The sequence below is a fragment of the Microbacterium sp. Se5.02b genome, assembly GCF_019464375.1.
GTDB lineage: Bacteria > Actinomycetota > Actinomycetes > Actinomycetales > Microbacteriaceae > Microbacterium.
This window is the reverse complement of the sequence record NZ_CP080491.1, coordinates 2144938-2163793: the sequence shown is the minus strand read 5'-3', so window position 1 is coordinate 2163793 and position 18856 is coordinate 2144938. Positions and strand designations below refer to the sequence as shown.

At 68.7% G+C, this 18856-nt stretch carries 15 protein-coding genes and 4 pseudogenes; 8 read left to right on the top strand and 11 right to left on the bottom strand.

Features of this window, described 5'->3' with window-relative positions; genetic code table 11:
- Positions 1 to 28: 28 nt before the first annotated feature.
- The 4 genes and pseudogenes from K1X59_RS10735 to K1X59_RS10725 form a co-directional block, all read right to left on the bottom strand.
- Positions 29 to 724: an SPFH domain-containing protein gene (locus tag K1X59_RS10735; RefSeq protein ID WP_183152809.1), complete on the bottom strand. Its 696-nt coding sequence runs from the start codon at positions 722 to 724 to the stop codon at positions 29 to 31.
- A 140-nt stretch (positions 725 to 864) separates the two neighbouring features.
- Positions 865 to 1161: a glycerol-3-phosphate dehydrogenase C-terminal domain-containing protein gene (locus K1X59_RS21345; RefSeq protein WP_258567215.1), complete on the bottom strand. Its 297-nt coding sequence runs from the start codon at positions 1159 to 1161 to the stop codon at positions 865 to 867.
- Between the two features lie 15 nt (positions 1162 to 1176).
- Positions 1177 to 2316 (bottom strand): annotated as a pseudogene (locus K1X59_RS10730) (FAD-dependent oxidoreductase); the annotation flags it as partial.
- The gene (locus tag K1X59_RS10725; RefSeq protein ID WP_220173397.1) at positions 2313 to 2924 is read right to left on the bottom strand and encodes a TetR/AcrR family transcriptional regulator; all 612 of its coding nucleotides are present in this window, start codon (positions 2922 to 2924) and stop codon (positions 2313 to 2315) included. The pseudogene K1X59_RS10730 and the gene K1X59_RS10725, both read right to left, overlap by 4 nt.
- 20 nt (positions 2925 to 2944) lie before the next feature.
- Here K1X59_RS10725 and K1X59_RS21340 point away from each other — a divergent pair.
- The 4 genes and pseudogenes from K1X59_RS21340 to K1X59_RS10710 all read left to right on the top strand — a co-directional run bounded on the left by K1X59_RS21340 (position 2945) and on the right by K1X59_RS10710 (position 7096).
- Positions 2945 to 3729: pseudogene (locus tag K1X59_RS21340) on the top strand (FAD-binding oxidoreductase).
- Between the two features lie 5 nt (positions 3730 to 3734).
- Positions 3735 to 4565: an FAD-binding oxidoreductase gene (locus tag K1X59_RS21330; RefSeq protein WP_244631884.1), complete on the top strand. Its 831-nt coding sequence runs from the start codon at positions 3735 to 3737 to the stop codon at positions 4563 to 4565.
- A gap of 1 nt (position 4566) precedes the next feature.
- The gene (locus K1X59_RS10715; RefSeq protein WP_220173396.1) at positions 4567 to 5469 is read left to right on the top strand and encodes a YegS/Rv2252/BmrU family lipid kinase; all 903 of its coding nucleotides are present in this window, start codon (positions 4567 to 4569) and stop codon (positions 5467 to 5469) included.
- Positions 5466 to 7096, top strand: a pseudogene (locus K1X59_RS10710) (GMC oxidoreductase). The gene K1X59_RS10715 and the pseudogene K1X59_RS10710 overlap by 4 nt, the downstream one beginning before the upstream one ends.
- Before the next feature lie 81 nt (positions 7097 to 7177).
- Here K1X59_RS10710 and K1X59_RS10705 read toward each other — a convergent pair.
- The 4 genes and pseudogenes from K1X59_RS10705 to K1X59_RS10690 form a co-directional block, all read right to left on the bottom strand.
- A complete protein-coding gene (locus tag K1X59_RS10705; protein WP_220174205.1) occupies positions 7178 to 9322 on the bottom strand; it encodes a 3-hydroxyacyl-CoA dehydrogenase NAD-binding domain-containing protein in 2145 nt (714 codons plus the stop codon).
- An 8-nt stretch (positions 9323 to 9330) separates the two neighbouring features.
- Complete coding sequence (locus K1X59_RS10700) at positions 9331 to 10536, bottom strand: thiolase family protein (protein ID WP_183150113.1); 1206 nt, start codon at positions 10534 to 10536, stop codon at positions 9331 to 9333.
- Between the two features lie 72 nt (positions 10537 to 10608).
- Positions 10609 to 11801, bottom strand: a pseudogene (locus K1X59_RS10695) (ribonuclease D).
- Positions 11794 to 12375: a DUF3000 domain-containing protein gene (locus K1X59_RS10690; RefSeq protein WP_183150112.1), complete on the bottom strand. Its 582-nt coding sequence runs from the start codon at positions 12373 to 12375 to the stop codon at positions 11794 to 11796. The pseudogene K1X59_RS10695 and the gene K1X59_RS10690 overlap by 8 nt, the downstream one beginning before the upstream one ends.
- 25 nt (positions 12376 to 12400) lie before the next feature.
- Between K1X59_RS10690 and K1X59_RS10685 the strand changes: the two genes are divergently transcribed.
- Entirely contained in the window at positions 12401 to 13576 is a 1176-nt protein-coding gene (locus K1X59_RS10685) for a S9 family peptidase (RefSeq protein WP_183150111.1), read from the top strand.
- On the opposite strand, the gene K1X59_RS10680 is transcribed toward K1X59_RS10685, so the two are convergent.
- Positions 13539 to 13970, bottom strand: coding sequence for a SufE family protein (locus K1X59_RS10680; protein WP_183150110.1), 432 nt, complete (start codon positions 13968 to 13970; stop codon positions 13539 to 13541). The two genes, K1X59_RS10685 and K1X59_RS10680, sit on opposite strands and share 38 nt — an antisense overlap.
- A 19-nt stretch (positions 13971 to 13989) precedes the next feature.
- Complete coding sequence (locus tag K1X59_RS10675) at positions 13990 to 14883, bottom strand: sulfurtransferase (protein WP_183150109.1); 894 nt, start codon at positions 14881 to 14883, stop codon at positions 13990 to 13992.
- 145 nt (positions 14884 to 15028) lie between these two features.
- Between K1X59_RS10675 and zapE the strand changes: the two genes are divergently transcribed.
- The 3 genes from zapE to K1X59_RS22865 all read left to right on the top strand — a co-directional run bounded on the left by zapE (position 15029) and on the right by K1X59_RS22865 (position 18042).
- Positions 15029 to 16066, top strand: coding sequence for a cell division protein ZapE (gene zapE, locus K1X59_RS10670; RefSeq protein ID WP_183150108.1), 1038 nt, complete (start codon positions 15029 to 15031; stop codon positions 16064 to 16066).
- Between the two features lie 133 nt (positions 16067 to 16199).
- Positions 16200 to 17438, top strand: a complete 1239-nt coding sequence (locus K1X59_RS10665; protein ID WP_183150107.1) for an ammonium transporter — start codon at positions 16200 to 16202, stop codon at positions 17436 to 17438.
- A 298-nt stretch (positions 17439 to 17736) separates the two neighbouring features.
- Positions 17737 to 18042, top strand: coding sequence for a type II toxin-antitoxin system PemK/MazF family toxin (locus K1X59_RS22865; RefSeq protein ID WP_396652536.1), 306 nt, complete (start codon positions 17737 to 17739; stop codon positions 18040 to 18042).
- 19 nt (positions 18043 to 18061) lie between these two features.
- On the opposite strand, the gene K1X59_RS10655 is transcribed toward K1X59_RS22865, so the two are convergent.
- Complete coding sequence (locus tag K1X59_RS10655) at positions 18062 to 18571, bottom strand: DUF1684 domain-containing protein (protein WP_220173395.1); 510 nt, start codon at positions 18569 to 18571, stop codon at positions 18062 to 18064.
- Between the last annotated feature and the right edge of the window lie 285 nt (positions 18572 to 18856).

The following is an 18856-nucleotide window of genomic DNA, read 5'->3' as shown; positions in this document are numbered from 1 at the left end:
GTCTTCCCCGGCACCGCGTCGGCGGGCGTCAGTTCAGTGCGTGCAGCGCGGCGACGGCTTGAGCGCCCCGATCGACGTCGCGGAGTGCCGTCGAGAGGAGATACCCGTCGGTCAGGGCGTCACCGGTCACCATGACGCGCACGAGTTCCACACCGCAGGCGCGGCGCACCTCATCGGCACTCGCGGCGATGACCCTGGTGTTGATCTCGTCGTTGTGCGGCAACTCGGTGCCCTCGAGCCCGCGGATGACATCGCGCAGCGCTGCTCCGACGATGTTCGAGGCCCGCTCCTTGACGTTCACGACGTCGAGCTCGAACACTCGCAGATCTCGACCGCTCGGTATCGGTCGCCATTCGAACGACGCGTGGACCCGGTGCTGGTGACCGTTCGCTCCTCCCATCTCCCGCACCGGGAGATCGGTCGCCCGACAGCGGACGTCGATCAGCCGGTACCAGTAGAACAGCGGGAACGCGCCGTGCGAGCCCGGATCGAGCACGACCACCTCGCCGACCGCGCCCCCGCGATTGGTCGGGCGTCGCTGGGGGCGATTGCGGATGATGGGCTTGCCGTTTCGCGTCCGGATGGCCGCCCAGCCCTCATCGACAGTGACGATGAAGAGCTTCAGGAGAGCGGGGAGTACCAGGAGGGTCGTGAGGATCGCTGTTCCGGTCTTCAACAGCCCTGACATCCCTTTGCCGCCCAGCATCGTGAAGAGCATGTCCATGACACCACTGTGCACGCTCGCGGCGGGCAGTGCGTCGCGTGGGGACCGCGGTCGAGGGGAGTTCATGCGCTGTTCTCCCGCCGTTACCCGCGTTGCCGTGCCGTCGAACCGGGAGCGCTCGGATCCGCCTCCGGAAGGAATCAGGCCCCGTCTGCGAGCGACCTCTGGACGATGGCTTCGACGGCTGCGCGGCACCGTTCTCGGTCGGCATCGACGAGCCCGATGCGGGTCCGCCGGTCGAGGACGTCCTCGACCGTCATGGCGCCCTCGACACGCACGGCGTACTCGACCTCAGCACTGGTCAGGCCCGTCTCCTCGTCGACCGGCTCTCGAGCAACGGGAACCCTGCGGTCGACGAGACGCAATGACGCGGTCCGGCTCGGTGGGGCCGTCAGCCCGCGGGTGTGCAGCGCCAGATCGACCGCGTCCTCGGCCATCCGTCGATAGGTGGTCAGCTTCCCGCCGAGGACCGTGACGAACCCCGCGCCGGACACGGTCACGAGGTGTCTGCGCGAGATGTCGGCCGTCGGAGCCGTGCCCCGGTCGACGAGAGGTCTAAGGCCCGCGAACGCGCCGCGCACCTGCTCGCGTCGGATCGGCGACGCGACCACACGATTGAGGTTCGTGAGCAGGAAGTCGATCTCACGTTCCGTGGGCTGCGCAACCCGGGGCACGGCGTCCGGAGCATCCTCGTCGGTCAGCCCGACGATCACCCGACCGTACGCCTGCGGCAGCGCGAAGACATATCGGCTGATCGACCCTTCGTGGGGGATCGTGAGGGCCGTGTGCGGCGCCCCGAGGTCGTTCGCGTCGAGGACGATGTGCGTGCCCCGGCTCGGGCGCACCCGGATCGCGTCGTCGAGCGAGCCCGCCCACACGCCGGTCGCGTTGATGACGGCGCGCGCTCTGATATCGAGACGCTCTCCCGTCAGCGTGTCCTCGGCGGTCGCGCCGTCGCCACGCAGCCCGAGAGCTCGGACTCGGGTGAGGATCCGCGCTCCGAGCGACGCGGCTGTCCGCGCCACCGTGACCACGAGCCTGGCGTCGTCGTCGAGCTGGCCGTCGTACTAGAGCATGCCGCCGCGCAGACCACGGCGTTCCAGGGCCGGCGCGATGCGGGCGGCCGTGCGCGCGGACACCAGAACCGGAGCCGGGAGCACGGCCCGGGAGGTGTGCGCTCTCATCCGCAGGAGGTCACCGAGCCCCATGCCGAGAGCGCCGGCCGTGCGCTGGCGGAGCGTGATGCCTTCGCTGAACGGGAGCAGCTGTCCGAGCGGACGGATCAGGTGCGGGGCGATGGTGGTCATGAGAAGGTGTCGCTCGTGCGCGCTCTCCCGTGCGGTGGCCACGTCCCCGGTGGCAAGGTAACGCAGGCCGCCGTGCACGAGTTTCGAGCTGAACCGACTCGTGCCGAAGGAGAGGTCCTCCGCGTCGATCAGCGTGACGGAGAGGCCGCGAGCTGCGGCGTCCAGGGCGACGCCGGCGCCCGTGATCCCGCCGCCGATGACGAGAACATCCACCGTCTCCTCCGCCGCTCGTGCAAGGTCGCCCCGACGCCGTGACCCGTTCAGCGCAGAGGATGTCGTGGTCATGGGCGCAGAAGCCCGTCGAGAGTCGTCCGCAGTTCGCGCTCCCATGCGGCCTCGGAGATGAGCTCCGCGACGGTCCCGTGCGAGAGGACGGCGGACTGGGCCACCAGCAGCACCATGACCGCGATCTCTCCGGCCGGATCAGCGCGGACGGACCCATCGGTCTGGGCTGCGGCGATGGCGGCGGCGAGCCAGCGCAGTATCCGGCGCTGACTCGACCCGACGCGCTGCAGCGTGTAGCGGGTGAAGGCCTCCGGCTCGTCGGCGAGCAGACGCGCATACACCGTGTCGCCGCGGAAGAGCGTGATGAACCGCATGACTGCGTCGACCACCGACGCGCGGGTGCGGGCGGGGTCCGGCGGCAGCATCTCGATGAGCCCGATCACCCGACGAAGCAAAGCCGAGCGGACGACGTCGTCGGCATCGGACCAGCTGCGGTAGATCGTCGGACGGCTCAGCTCGGAGCGCCGTGCGAGCTCGGCGATCGTCACGCCGTGCACACCACGACGGCTGATCAGGGCGTCGGCAGCGTCGAGGATGCGGGTCTGGGTGGCATCCCACGCGGGGAGCTCGTCTTCGCTCTTGTCGACTTCTGGTTGACGTTCTTCCATGATGTGTCACACTGTAACGCATGGAGCAGGAGAGTGGCAGCGGCGCCGACCATGTCGCGATGCGGTGGAACGGCTGGGGCGATCCTCGCAAGGCCAAGGAGCTGCCGCGCGCGGTCCGCACCCTGCTGCCGCTTCTGCTCGGTCGCATCCGTCGGCCAGAGGAGCCGGTGTCGCTGGACGCCGTCCGCATCGATGACAGCGCTCTGACGGCGGAGGATCTCGACGCTTTCCGCTCCGTCGTCGGCGCGGAGCACGTGGACGAGTCTGCGGAGGCGCGCATCCGCCACGCGGGCGGGCGGTCGACTCCGGACCTGTTGCGACGCCGAGCTCGGGAGCAGCGTGTGCCCGATGCCGTCGTGCGCCCGGCCGCTCACGACGAAGTACGTGCGTGCCTGGAGGTGGCTGGTGAGCGCGGGGTCGCGGTGATCCCCTTCGGCGGTGGTACGAGCGTCGTCGGTGCCCTCGACCCCGACCGCGGGACGCACCACGGTGTCGTGACCCTCGATCTGCGCCGCCTGACCGGCCTGGTGAGACTCGATGAGCTCAGCGGCGAAGCCGTGCTCGCCGCGGGCACCACAGGGCCCGAGGCGGAGTCGCTGCTGTCGGCGCACGGTCTCGAACTCGGACACTTCCCCAGAGCTTCCGCTACGCGACGATCGGCGGCTTCGCGGCGGCGCGTTCCTCGGGCCAGAACTCGGCAGGCAACGGACGTTTCGAGACGATGGTGACCGGGATCCGCGTGGCGACGCCGACGGGGACCTCGAACTCGGGCGCTCACCCGGCTCGGCGGCGGGGCCCGACCTGATCCGTGTGTTCCTCGGCTCCGAGGGCATCTTCGGTGTGATCACCGAGGTCAAGGTGCGCGTGCATCCGATTCCTCGCGAGCGGTTGTTCGAATCGTGGACCTTCCCCGACTTCGAGAGCGGCGTCGAAGGGCTCCGGCGAGTGGCGCAGTCGGGCGACGGCCCTACCGTCATCCGGCTCTCCGACGAGGCGGAGACCGCGGTGAGCCTCGCCCAGGTGGGGAAGATCGGGAAGGCCCTCGCGAAGGGAGCGAGCGCGGTGACGGTGTACGAGGGCGAAGACATCACCGGTCGGCGGGCCAGGGCGAGTGCCCAGCTCGCCGCAGCCGGCGGCACGTCTGCCGGGGAGGGCGCGGCGGAGGAGTGGCTTCAGGGCCGCTTCGACGGTCCGTATCTGCGGGATTCGCTGCTCGACGCGGGTGTGTTCTGCGAGACCCTCGAGACCGCGACGACGTGGTCGAACCTGCGGCCCCTGCGCACGGCCGTCGAGACGGCGCTGAAGCACGGTTTCGCCGATGCCGGAGCGAAGACGTATGTCATGTGCCACGTCTCCCACATCTACCCCACAGGAGCGTCGCTCTACTTCACCGTGCTCGCCGGTATCCGTGCCGAGCCTCTCGGCGTCTGGGAGGCGGTGAAGGCGCGCGTGAACGACGCGATCATCGCGTCCGGCGGCACCATCAGCCATCACCATGCGGTGGGACGGGACCACGCGGACTGGCTCGGTCAGGAGATCGGCGACACCGGCATCCGCATCCTCACCGCGATCAAGCGCGAGCTCGATCCCGCAGGCATCCTGAACCCCGGTGCCGTGATCCCCGTCGAACGGACACGCTGACGTGGCAGAGCACATCGCCGTGCTCGCGAATCCCTTCTCCGGCAAGGGCCGCGGCAGGAGAGCTGCGGAGATCGCCGTCTCTCATCTGCGCGAACGAGGTGCGGATGTGCGGACCTACGCCGGCGCGTCAGCCGACGACACCGTCCGGCTCGCCGCCACGGCGCTCGCAGAGGAACCGCGCGCACTGGTCGTGGTGGGCGGCGACGGCACGCTCTCCGGCGTCCTCGACGTCGTCTGCGCGGCATCCGTTCCGGTAGCGCTCGTGGCAGCGGGCACCGGGAACGACTTGGCGCGGGCGCTGGGCCTGCCCCGTCGCGACGCCAAGGCTGCCGCGGAACTCGCGCTCACCGGGGTGCCGCGTCCGATCGACGTCGGAGAGATCCGCACAGCGACCGGTCGCAAGAAGTACCTGACCATCGCTGCTCTCGGCTTCGATGCGAAGATCAGCGAACGCACGAACCGACTCCGCTGGCCGCACGGCGCGCCCCGCTACTACCTCGCGCTGCTCATCGAACTCGCGCGTCTGCGCCCGATGGACTTCACGATCTCCGTCGACGGCGAGATCCCGAGGATGTCTCCCGGCACGCTGATCGCCGCGGGCAGCACAGCGAGCTACGGCGGAGGCATGCCGATCTGCGTCGGAGCGCTGCCGGACGATGGCCTGCTCGACATCGTGCAGGTCGCGCCGCTCAGCCGTGCGCGCCTGCTTCGGCTGTTCCCGCTGCTCCTGCGCGGAACCCACCTGGATCGGCCGGAGGTCGTCCATCGACGGGCGCGAGCTGTCACGATCTCCGCTCCCGGGCTCGTCGTCTACGCGGACGGGGAGCGGGTCGGTGAGGATGAGTGCGCGATCTCCGTGTTTCCCGGGGCGCTCACCGTCATGGTGTCGGAGGGAGGGCGATGACCGGGTTCGACGAAGACGTCGTGATCGTGGGGTCGGGGTTCGGCGGGTCCGTCGCGGCGTTGCGGCTCCGAGAGAAGGGCTACCGGGTCAGGGTCTACGAAGCGGGACGTCGCTTCGAGGACGAGGACTTCGCGAAGACCAGCTGGAACCTGCGGCGTTACCTGTGGGCTCCCGCGCTCGGCTGCTTCGGGATCCAGCGCATCCATCGCCTGCCCCACGTGATGATCCTCGCGGGCGCCGGCGTCGGAGGAGGCTCGCTCAACTACGCGAACACGCTGTATCAGCCGGGAGTCGCGTTCTTCCAGGACCCGCAATGGCGTGACATCGCCGACTGGGAGTCCGAGCTGTCGCCGCACTATCGCACGGCGAAGCGGATGCTGGGGGTCGTGGAGCGCTATCCGCATACCGGCCCCGTCGAGCGGATCATGGCCGGTGCGGCGGAGGACCTCGGGGTGGGTTCCACGTTCCGCCATGCGCCGGTCGGCGTGTGGTTCGGGCGACCGGGGAGCGCGTCGCCGATCCTTATTTCGACGGCGAGGGACCTGAGCGCACCGGGTGCACGCTCTGCGGCAACTGCATGGTCGGATGCCGCGTCGGAGCGAAGAACACCCTGATGAAGAACTACCTCGCGCTCGCGGAGCGACGCGGTGCGGTGATCGAGCCGATGCGCACGGTCATCGACATCCGCGAGCTCCCGGCCGGGGGCTTCGCAGTCACGACCCGGCGCAGTGGTTCTCGGCTCCGGCGCACGCGGAGAACGGTGACCGCGGAGCAGGTGGTGCTCGCCGCGGGCACCTGGGGCACTCAGCAACTGTTGCATCGGATGAAGGCGTCCGGCGCGCTGCCGAGGATATCCGATGCCGTCGGACGCCTCACCCGGACGAACTCGGAGGCGCTCGACGGCGCGGTCGCCACGAGGGTGCCGGATTCCCTCGAGTTGGCGAGGGGTGTGGCGATCACCACGTCGTTCCACGTGGACGACCGTACGCACGTCGAGAACGTACGCTATGGACCCGGGTCGAATCTGATGGGAGCGCTCGCGACCGTGCTGGTGACCGGCGAGCGCTCGCTCGGCGCACGAGTGGGGAGCCTTGCCCGTCAGGTGATCCGTGCGCCGCTGCGACAGTTCCGGTTGGCGAACCTGCGCAGGTGGAGCGAGCGGGGCATCATCGCGCTCGTGATGCAGACCGCCGACAACTCCCTGACGCTGTCGCTGCGTCCACGTCTCGGGCGACTCGTCATGACGAGCGAGCAGGGGCATGGTGAGCCGAATCCGAGTCACCTGCCGCAGGCCCACGCGGCCGCAGCGGCGATCGCGGCGCGGATGCAGGAAGAGGGCGGCGTGTCGGCGGAAGCACGAGGATCGTGGCCCGAGGTGTTCGGCATCCCGCTGACCGCCCACTTCCTCGGGGGAGCGGTGATCTCTGCGACACCCGAGGCGGGCGTCATCGACATGTACCACCGTGTGTGGGGGCACCCCGGTCTGCACGTCCTCGACGGCTCGGCCGTCTCGGCCAACCCCGGCGTGAACCCCTCGCTCACGATCACCGCTCTCGCCGAACGGGCCCTGGCGTACTGGCCCCGTCACGGTGAGACCGACGGGAGGCCGCCGCACTCACCGAACTGAGCGCCTGCACGCGCGTTCGCTCTTCACGACGAAGCGCCCCACCGCGAACGGCGGGGCGCTTCGTCATGAAGAGCGTGCGACTCAGCGGCTCTCGACACCTCGGATCTGCGGGGTGTGGAAGGATCCGCCGAACGCGCGCTCGGATGCCCCCTCGCGATCGAGGTAGGGCGACGCACCGCCGTCGATGAACGGCCAGCCGGCCCCGAGGATCAGGCACAGATCGATGTCCTCGACCTCAGGGACGACCCCCTCGTCCAGCATCAGCTTGATCTCCTGAGCCAGCCCGTCCTGCACACGCTGGAGGATGGTCGCCGCCGGCGCCGGGGTCTTGCCGACGGCGGGCTTCAGCACCTTCTCGGCCTGCTTGCTCCAGCCGACGACTCGTCCACCCTTGTCCTTCTCCACGACCTGATCGAGCTCGGCGAGCGCGTGGAAGTTCTCGTTGGCGTAGAACCGGTCGGGGAAGGCGCGCACCATCGTGTCCTGCACGTGGGCGGCGACCTTCCAACCCACCAGGTCGATCAGCTGGAACGGACCCATCGGCAGGCCGAGCGGACCGAAGGCCTTCTCGACGTCGGCGATCGGCGTGCCCTCGTAGACGGCGCGGGCGGCCTCGCCCATGACCTTGGCGAGCAGACGGTTCACGACGAAACCGGGCGCGTCGGCGGTGAGGACCGCGTTCTTGCCCAGACCCTTCGCGATGACGAAGGCCGTCGAGAGCGCGGCGTCGTCGGTGGCGGGCGTCTTCACGACCTCGATCAGCGGCATCACCGCCACCGGGTTGAAGAAGTGGAAGCCGACCAGTCGCTCGGGGTGGGCGAGCTTCGACCCGATCTCCTCGACCGACAGCGACGAGGTGTTCGTGGCGAGGATCGCATCCTCGGCGATGATCTTCTCGATCTCGCCGAACACCTGCTGCTTGACGCCGACCTCTTCGAACACGGCCTCGATCACGAAGTCGCAGTCCGCGTAGAGGCTCTTGTCGGTGGTGCCCGTCACGAGCGCGCGCAGCTTGTTGGCGGAGTCGGAGTCCAGCCGACCCTTCGCCTCGAGCTTGCCGATCTCGTCGTGGATGTACGCGACGCCCTTGTCGACGCGCGCCTGATCCAGGTCGGTGATGAGCACGGGCACCTGGAGCTTGCGCACGAACAGCAGCGCGAACTGGCTGGCCATGAGTCCGGCGCCGATGATGCCGACCTTGGTGACCTTCTTCGCCAGGGCTTTGTCGGGAGCGCCGACGGGCCGCTTGGCGCGCTTCTGCACCAGGTCGAACGCGTACATGGACGCGGCGAACTGGTCGCCAGTCACGAGTTCGGCCAGCGCCTCGTCCTCGCGGGCAAAGCCCTCCGCCTTCGTGCCGCTCTTCGCCTTGTCAAGGAGGTCGAGTGCCGCGTACGGCGACTTCGGGACGGTCCCGATCTTCGACTCCAGCATGCCCCGAGCCATCTTGATGGCGATCGGCCATTTGGTGAGGCGCTCGATCTTGCCGGGCTCGTTCCTGCGCTCGACCTTTTTGCCGCCGAGCACCGCGTCGGCCCACGCCAGCGAGTTCTCGAGGTAGTTCGCGGCGGGGAAGATCGCGTCGAAGATGCCGAAGTCGAACGCCTGCTGCGGCTTCAGCATCCGGTTCTGCTTGAGCGGATTCGAGATGACGACCTCGAGGGCGTTCTCGATGCCGATGAGGTTCGGCAGCAGGTACGCGCCGCCCCAGCCGGGGATGATGCCGAGGAAGACCTCGGGCAGGGCGATCGCAGCGGCGGACGCATCCACCGTGCGGTAGCTGGAGTTCAGTGCGATCTCCAGACCGCCGCCCAGCGCGAGGCCGTTCACGAAGGCGAACGACGGCACGCCGAGGTCGCCGAGCTTGCCGAGCACCTTGTGGCCGAGCTGAGCGATGAGGCGCGCGTTGTCGCGGGAGCCGACCTTGCTGATGTCCGAGAGATCCGCGCCGGCGGCCATGATGTACTGCTTGCCGGTGATGCCGACCGCCTGGATCTCGCCGGCGGCCGCGCGTGCCTTGAGCCCGTCGAGGGTCTCTCCGAGCTGCGTGAGCGTCGCAGGACCGAGTGTGTTCGGGCGGGTGTGATCGCGACCGTTGTCGAGCGTGATGAGCGCGAGGACCTTGCCGGAAGCGAGGCGGATGTCGCGCACGGGGGAGTGCGTGATGACCTCGCCGTCGGTGAGGGCCTGGATGGGGGAGAAGTCGATGTCGTCGTAGTTCGTCACGGGGGCGCTCACTTCTTCTTCCTGCCGTCGTAGTGCGGGTTCTCCCAGATGACCGAACCGCCCTGCCCGAGCCCGACGCACATGGCGGTCAGGCCGTAACGGACATCGGGGCGCTCGGCGAACTGCGCCGCGAGCTGGATCATCAGACGGACACCGGATGCCGCCAGCGGGTGTCCGAGCGCGATCGCGCCGCCCCACTGGTTGACGCGGGGGTCGTCGTCGGCGATGCCGAAGTGGTCGAGCAGGGAGATCACCTGGATGGCGAATGCCTCGTTGAGCTCGAACAGCCCGATGTCGGCGATCGTGAGACCCGCCTTCTTCAGAGCCTTCTCGGTCGAGGGGATCGGCCCGATGCCCATGATCTCGGGCTGCACGCCGGCGAAGGCAAACGACACCATGCGCATCTTCGGCGCGAGTCCGAACTCCTTCACCGCACCGCCGCCGGCGAGCAGCGACATGGTCGCGCCATCCGTGAGCGGAGACGAGGTACCTGCCGTGACGCGGCCATGCGGACGGAACGGCGTCTTGAGGGCGGCGAGGTCCTCCATCGTCGTCTGCGGACGGCGGCCCTCGTCCTCGGTCGCGAGGCCCCAGGCGCCGTCGACGCCCTTGGTGGCGACCGGAACCAGGTCTGGCTGGATCTTGCCGGCGTCATACGCCGCCTGCACCTTGTGCTGGCTGAGCATGCCGAAGCGGTCGGAGCGCTCCTTGGTCAGATGCGGGAAGCGGTCGAAGATCCTCTCGGCCGTGACTCCCATGTTGAGGGCGCCAGGATCGACCATCTTCTCCGCGACGAAACGCGGGTTGGGGTCGGCGTTGCCGCCGATCGGGTGGTGCCCCATGTGCTCGACGCCACCGGCCAGGGCGAAGTCGTACATGCCGACGCCGATCGATGCGCCCATGGTGGTGACGCTGGTCATCGCCCCGGCGCACATGCGCTCGACCGCGAGTCCCGGCACGGTCTGCGGGAGTCCGGCGAGGATCGCCACCGAACGGCCGAGGGTCAGCCCCTGGTCTCCGGTCTGGCTCGTCGCCGCGATGGCGACATCGTCGATGCGGTCCGCCGGGACGGCGGCGTTGCGCTCCATCAGGCCGATGGTCGCCTTGACCGCGAGGTCATCCGCGCGGGTGTTCCAGTACATGCCCTTTTCGCCGGCGCGCCCGAAGGGGGTGCGTACTCCATCGACGAAGAAGACGTCCGAGATCTCGGCCACTCTGCCTCCAAGTTAGTGCGTGACCTCAGTCTATGAAGCCCGAGAAACGGGGAGGAATCGGTTGGATCGAACCTACGAAGCCGGTGCGGGGGTGGTGTCGGGCGATTGCGCGGCCTCTACAAAGGCGTCCGCGATCTTCTGTGCAGTACGTGCAACCTGCCACGGACGAGCGCCGAGTGCCGTCAGCGCTCGGGCGATGTCTTCTGCCGTCTCGCCCGGAAGCTCCCAGGCAACGCGGCGCAGGTACTCCGGTGTGAGGAGGTTCTCGGTCGGCATCCCGAGCTCCTCGGCGACGGCCTCCACGACGGGCCTGGCGGCCTTGAGGCGCGCGTCGGCCTCGGGGTTCCGATCCGCCCAGGCGCGCGGCGGCGGAAGAGTGTCGCTCGGGACGCGTTCGCGCGGGAGGTCTTCGGCCGCGCGGCCGTCGACGATGGCCTGCCACCAGCGGTCCAGCTGGGTGCGGCTCGCGCGCCCCTGGAACTCCTTGACTCCTGCGAGGGCCTGTTTCGACGGCGGGTTCGCCATGACGGCGGCGACGAGGGAGCGATCCGGCACGAGTCGACCGGGGAGACGTCCTGCTGCTGCGCGTACATCTCCCTGGCTTCCCAGAGCGCTCGGGCGACCGCGAGGTTGCGGGATCCGCGCACCTGGTGCAGGCCGCTGAGGCGCCGCCACGGGTCCTCCCGCGGCGGCTTCGGCGCACGGGCCAGCGTCGCGGCGAACTCCTCGGCGGCGATCGCCGTCTTGTCCTGTTCCTCCAGTTCGAGGACGAGGACGTCGCGGACGTCGACGAGATGCAGCACGTCGAGCGCGGCATACTCGAGCCACGAATCGGGCAGCGGTCGAGTCGACCAATCCGCCGCCGAGTGCTCCTTCTTCAGAGTGATGCCGAGCGCGTCCTCGACGACGGCCGCCAGCCCGACGCGCTCGTGGCCCAGCAGACGCGACGCCAGCTCGGTGTCGAAGATCACGGTGGGCTCGAGGTGGAGTTCCCGGAGCGAGGGGAGATCCTGGCTCGCTGCGTGCAGCACCCACTCGGTCTCGCCGATCGCCGCCTGCAGCGGGGCGAAGTCGCCGATCGCCGGCGGGTCGAAGAGGAACACGCCGGCGTCGCGGCGGAAGACCTGCACCAGGTAGGCGCGCTGCGAGTACCGGAAACCGGACGCGCGCTCCACGTCGACGGCGACGGGGCCGGTGCCTGCGGCGAGCACGGCGCAGGCGGCGCGGAACTCCTCGGCATCCGAGATCACGGAGTATTCAGTCACGTACAGCCTTTCGCGCGCCGATCACGGCGATGCCCTCGGAGCCGGGCGGAAGTCCCGCCAGCATTCCGACCAGCTCGGCCCATGCTTCGACGTGCGGTCGGATCGGGCCCTCCGGTGTCCAGGACGCACGCAATTCTATCTGGGCGCCGTCGCCTTCGACCGCGAGACCTCCGAAACCCTTCGACAGGGTCTTCGTGGATGTGCCGGATGCGGAGTGATAGATCGCTCCGCGGGAGTCGAGGGCGTCCACGAGCCAGGACCACGTCACATCCGCGAGGAGAGGGTCGGTGCCGATCTCCGTCTCGAGTGGTGCCTGCGCGAAGACGACGATGCGCCAGGGGCCGCCCCAGGCGCCGGGCGCTTCCGGGTCGTGGAGAAGGACGAACCGTCCGGTGCCGTACACCGACTCCCCGTCTCCCTCAGGGCGCACGTCGGCGGCCAGTGCATGGGCGAACGGCGCGAGGCCCTGCGGCGTGGCGATCTCGCGGACCGTGATGTCGTCACGGAACACGGTCTCGCGCAGGTCGGTCACAGCGCTGTCGAATGGCGTCCCGGCTTCGGGGTGTGCGGTCACGGCAACAGGCTAGAGTCAGGAAGCGATGAAGAGTCTCAGGCACGCCGTTACGCTCCTTGTCCCCGCCGTGCTCGCGATCGGCGCCGCAGCGGCCTTTCTCGTGTTCGCCGTCGCCCGTCGGGTGGTCACACCCATCAGGCGTGCCATGGACACCCAGATCCTCGCGGTCGACACGGGCGCGCAGACGATCGAACTGCAGCGCACCCTCGACACCGAGCTGCCGGGTCGGTACGGGCTCTTCACGACAGGCACATACGGGTACGTCAAGGTCGGCGCGGTCCTGAGCGCCGACGGCGCGAGCGTCCGCCGCAAACTCCTGACGCAGATCAAGCCGGGCGCCCGCGTGGACCGCGCCGCCGCTTTCAGCGGCTACTACTACTCATCGCCGAGCGAACTCCATCTGCCCTGGGAGAACCTTCTCATCGGTTCCCCCGCCGGACCCTGCCCCGCCTGGTTCTTCCCCGGATCATCGTCCACCTGGGTGATCCAGGTTCACGGTCGAGGCGCCACGCGCGCAGAGTGCCTGCGTGCCGTCCCCGTCCTGCACGCCGCGGGACTGCCCACACTCGTCGTCTCCTACCGCAACGACGGTGAGGCCCCCCGCACCAGGGCCGGAGCATACGCTCTCGGCGCCTCGGAGTGGCGGGACGTGGACTCCGCGATCGCCTATGCCCTCCGCCACGGTGCCGAGCGGGTGATCCTGATGGGCTGGTCGATGGGCGGCGCTGTCTCTCTGCAGGCGGCCGTGACCTCGGGGCATCGCGACCGTATCGCGGGGATCATCCTGGAGTCGCCGGTCGTCGACTGGCGCACGGTGCTGCGGTTCCAGGCACGAATGGCCGGAGTGCGCGCACCTCTTCCGACACTCGCCATGGGTGCTCTGCAATCACCGTTGACAGCGCGTCTCAGCGGCGCCGACGAGCCGATACGCTTCGATCGCCTCGACATGGTCGCGCGCGCGGACGAGCTCTCTGCTCCGATCCTGATCCTCCACAGCGACGACGATGGATTCGTGCCTGCGGACTCCTCGCATGCGCTGCAGGAGGCGCGTCCGGATCTGGTCACCATGCCGAGGTTCACCGTGGCACGGCACACCAAGCTCTGGAACTACGACGAGATCGGCTGGAGCACGGCGATCACCGAGTGGCTCGACGCGCAGGGGCTCAGCGCTTCTGGACGACCTGGTTCTTCGCACGCATGAGCATGCCCGTCATCCCGCCGATCCGCAGCAGCGAGACCGCCTTGGTGAGCCCGATCGACTGAGGGTAGTCGTTCGGGATCGCCAGTACCTCGTCGGCGGTGAGTCCGGTGAGACCCTGCACCAGGATGCTCGCGAAACCACGCGTGGTCGGAGCCTCCGGGGGAGCCGTGGCGTGCATCGTGACGATGTCGTCGTGCACCTCGACGTGGATGTAGACGGGGGACTGGCACTCCGCGACCCGCTCGTACATCTCGGGGTGGGCGGCGACCTCCTCCGACACGTCGGGGAGCTCGTCGGAGTACTCGAGCAGCAGCAGGAGCCGATCGGACTCCGGAGTCTCCAGGAAGCCGTCGCGGATCTCGGCCAGTGCCTCAGGAACTTCGCTCGCGCTCATCCCTGACATTCTCCCACGATCAGAGGGATCCCGGCTCGGTCCCCGTGACGATCGGAACACGGACGGCGCTGCCCCACTCGGTCCACGAGCCGTCGTAGTTGCGCACGTTCCCGAAGCCGAGGAGGTGCTTGAGAACGAACCACGTGTGGCTCGAGCGCTCACCGATACGGCAGTACGCGACGACGTCATCGCCGTCGCGGAGTCCGGCGCCGTCGCGGTAGATCGCGTCGAGTTCGGCACGGCTGCGGAATCCGCCGTCCTCGGCGACGGCCTTCGCCCACGGCACGCTCTGCGCCGTGGGGATGTGTCCGGCGCGAAGTGTGCCCTCCTCGGGGTAGGCAGGCGCTGTCGTGCGCTCACCGCTGTACTCCTCGGGGGAACGGACGTCGATCAAGGGGCTGCCGATGTGCGCGAGCACGTCCTCCTTGTATGCGCGGATCACGGAGTCGTCGCGCTCGACGATGGGGTACTCCGTCGCGGGACGGTTCGCGGGCTCGCGGGTCAGCTCACGACCCTCGGCGATCCATCGGTCGCGGCCGCCGTCGAGGAGGCGGACATCCTCGTGACCGAAGAGCGAGAACACCCACAGCGCGTACGCCGCCCACCAGTTGTTCTTGTCGCCGTAGATCACCACCGTGTCGTCGCGGGCGATGCCCTTGCGGCTGAGCAGCGCGGCGAAGCCCTCCCCATCGACGTAGTCGCGCACCACCGGGTCGTTGAGCTCGGTGTGCCAGTCGACCTTGACCGCGCCGGGGATGTGTCCGGTCTCGTAGAGGAGCACGTCCTCGTCGGACTCCACGACCACGAGCCCCGGCGTCCCCAGCCGTTCCGCGAGCCACTCGGTGGTGACGAGGCGGCCGGGCTCGGCATACTCGGCGAACTTCGGGGAGGAGGAATCGAACTCGACGGCCATGGGATCTCCAAGCATTGCGCGGGCGAACGGGCGGGTGCGGACGGCGTAGTGTTGATCCGTCCCCTTCGACGATAGATCCCCGCTGAGCCGCCTGCGCCCGATTCGTAAGACTTCGACACAGGCAGGCACCTGATCCAGGACCGTGATGACCGACCCGACCAGCCGCACGGGAATCGTGCACCTCACCGAGCGTCAGCCGACCGTCAGCGGACCTGAGATGCTGGCGAGCCTGGTGCCCCCGCCGCAGTTCGACTCCGCGACCTTCGACAGCTACCGGGTCGACCCCGCGTATCCCTCCCAGGAAGAGGCGAAGCAGACGCTGATGCGGTTCGCCGGACGCGGTGCCCCCGTCAAGCGCGGCGGCTTCTTCCGCCGAGCCAAGAAAGAGCCGGAGCTCAAGCCCGGTGTATACCTCGACGGCGGCTTCGGTGTCGGCAAGACGCATCTGCTGGCCTCGATCTACCATGCGATGCCTGCACGTCGGAAGTACTTCGGCTCGTTCATCGAGTACACGGCCCTGGTGGGCGCGCTCGGCTACAAGAACACCGTCGATCTGCTCAAGGGCGCGGATCTGCTCTGCATCGACGAGTTCGAGTTGGATGATCCGGGCGACACGATGGTGATGACCAGACTCATCGGCGAGCTCGTCCCCACGGGCACGCGACTCGCAGCGACGTCGAACACCCCGCCGAACGCGCTCGGCGAGGGCCGCTTCGCCGCCCAGGACTTCCTCCGGGAGATCCACGCCATGTCGGACAGCTTCCAGACGCTCCGCATCGACGGGGTCGACTTCCGCCAGCGCGCACTCGACGGTCATGCGCTCGTGCTCGACGACGACACCTACGCTGAGGTCTCGGCGAAGGCCGGCGCCGAGAGCATCGTGTCAGACGACCGGTTCGACGACCTCATCCGTCATCTCGCGCAGGTTCACCCCTCGCGGTACATCCGCCTCATCGAAGGCCTCGATCGGGTCGGCCTCCGCGATGTGCATCAGCTCACCGACCAGTCGGAGGCCCTGCGTCTGGTCGCCTTCGTCGACAGGGTGTACGACGCGCAGATCCCGATCATCGCGACGGGCCTGGGCCTCGACTCCGTCTTCTCCGAGGAGATGCTGGCGGGTGGATACCGCAAGAAGTACCTTCGCGCGGTGTCGCGTCTCAACGCCCTGACACATTCTGCGTAAGCCCGCAGGCCCGCGTAACGCGATGTTCACACCCGGGGCCCCGCTGTAACCCTGCGGAAACAAACCCCACGCATCCGCGAAACGGCGCGTCGTCACACTGAAGCTTCAATTACTTCGGATGTGAGGTTTTCCTATGGATGCTCCCGGCAACATCTCGTGGGCGATCACCGCCACGGCGCTGGTCCTGCTCATGACGCCCGGCGTCGCCTTCTTCTACGGCGGTCTCGTCAAGGCCAAGAGCGTCGTCAGCATGATGATGATGAGCTTCGGCTCCATCGGACTCGTCGCCGTGCTGTGGATTCTCTTCGGCTTCTCGATGAGCGCCGTCGACAGCCCGACCGCCTTCGCCGGCAACCCGTTCGCGGACTTCGGTCTCTCGAGCCTGGCCTCCGGTGAGGGATCCAACGTGGCGCTCCTCGGCGTCGCCTACGGCGCGACCTTCGCGATCATCACGGTCGCGCTGATCTCCGGCGCGATCGCGGACCGTGCGAAGTTCGGCAGCTGGCTGATCTTCGCCGGCATCTTCGCCACCGTCGGCTACTTCCCGGTCGCCGCCTGGGTCTGGGGCGGAGGCTGGATCATGAACCTCGGCACCACGCTCTTCGGTGAGGACAGCGGGATCGGCGTCATCGACTACGCCGGTGGAACGGCGGTGCACATCAACGCGGGCGCTGCGGCCCTCGCCCTCGCCCTCGTCCTCGGCAAGCGCATCGGCTTCCAGAAGGGCATCCTCAAGCCGCACAACGTCCCGCTCACGCTGCTCGGCGCCGCGCTGCTGTGGTTCGGATGGTTCGGCTTCAACGCCGGTGCGGAATGGCTCGCCGAGGACATGGGCGGCGTCGGACTCATCGGCCTGAACACCCTCGGTGCGACGGCGGCCGCCATCCTCGGCTGGATCCTGATCGAACGCATCAAGGACGGCAAGGCGACCTCCGTCGGCGCCGCCTCCGGTGCGGTCGCGGGTCTCGTCGCCATCACCCCGGCATGCGCCAACCTCACCCCCGGGTGGTCGCTGCTGCTCGGTGCCGTCGCCGGTATCGTCTGCGCGCTGGCCGTCGAACTGAAGTTCCGTCTCGGGTTCGACGACTCGCTCGACGTGGTCGGCATCCACCTCGTCGGCGGTCTCATCGGAACCCTCTACCTCGGGTTCTTCGCCACGGGCACCGGCCTGTTCGTCGGCGGCGACGCCCGTCAGCTCGCGGTCCAGGTCATCGCGGCGCTGGGCGTGCTGATCTACTCCTTCGTGGTGGCGTTCATCATCGGCTTCGCGATCCAGAAGACGATCGGCTTCCGCATCACGAACGAGGACGAGATCGCCGGCGTGGACCAGGTCGTCCACGGCGAGGAGGGCTACGCACTCGCGGACGCGTGATCAGCGGTTAGGGTGACCGTGTGGGCAAGACCAACGGCATCCTGACAGCACTCGCAGAGATCCTGCTCAAGGCGGTGGGATCGAACCGGGCGTCTCGGACATCACCTCCGAGGCGCCCGGATGCGCGTCTGCGGACCTCTGGCGAGCGATCGACGGCTGCGGAAGGCGCGACGGACCAGGGTCGTGCCCGGGGACCGAGACGGTCCGCATCGACCCGCACCGGATCGGCGACCTGCGGGTCGCGTATTCTCCGCAACGCGACGGCGCCCCGGATGCGGGCGAAGTCGTCTGGACCTGGGTGCCGTACGAGGAGAACGACGGACGTGGCAAGGATCGCCCTGTGCTCGTGATCGGCCGGGAGTCGGCGGACCGTGTGTACGCCGTGCGGATGACGAGCAAGCCGCACGACGGCGATCGCGACTACCTCTCGATCGGCAGCGGCGCGTGGGACTCGCAGGGACGCGAGTCCTGGGTCGACATCGAGCAGCTGTACAGCGTCCACGAACGGGGCCTGCGGCGTGAGGCCGCCGTGCTCGATCGCACGCGCTACGACCGGGTGAGCGCCGCGCTCACCCGGCTGTACGGGTGGACCGCCGCCGTGTGAGCGCACGGATGGCGTCCGATCAGGCGCTGTGGAACGTGAGCACTCGATCGATGTCGACGGCCGGCTTCTTCTCGCCTGCCTGCACTTCGAAGTCCAGGTGATTCTGGCTCGGCGGAAGCGGACACGTGACGAAGTTGGTGAACGCGCAGGGGAGCGCGGTCAGGTAGTTGAAGTCGATGTGGTCGATCTGCTCACCGTGCTCGTCGGCGAACTGCAGCTCGACGACGCGCCCGGCACCGTACGTCGTCTTCCCGCTGGTCAGGTCGCGGATGTGCGCGACGGGCTGCACGCCGTACGAGGCGTCTTTCCCGATCAGCGCGAGTTCGTACCCGCGGCCGCCGTACTCGAAGGAGAGGGTGCCGATGCGCGCTGTGGTCTCGCGGACGCCCGTCTCGACCGTGACCTGCTCCACGTCTTCACGCACCGCCGGGGTGAAGCGCGCCGGGATGCGCCAGGCAGGGTCGTAGTCGTAGGCCGCGAGGCCGGAGAAGTCCTTTCGGGCCGACTCCCGCGGGTCGCGCACACGCACGGCGAAGATGCGGTCGCCGTCGTCGGTCGTACGGGGATGGTCTCCACTTCGCTCACGCCGAAGTAGACGGGCACGCTGCGGCCGTGCCCGTAGGTCTGATTGCGCCCGGGGATGATCTCGACGGGCGCGGTGGGGTACTCGCCGTCGACGACGAGGTTCGGCCCCTCGGATGGCGGTGTGTACAGGACACGTCCGTCTTCCACGCCCCAGGTGCCGGGGAGACCGTCGAGGACGAGACCCGACTCCCCGTCGCGCAGCCAGTGCTGGGCGACCAGAGCCGTCCAG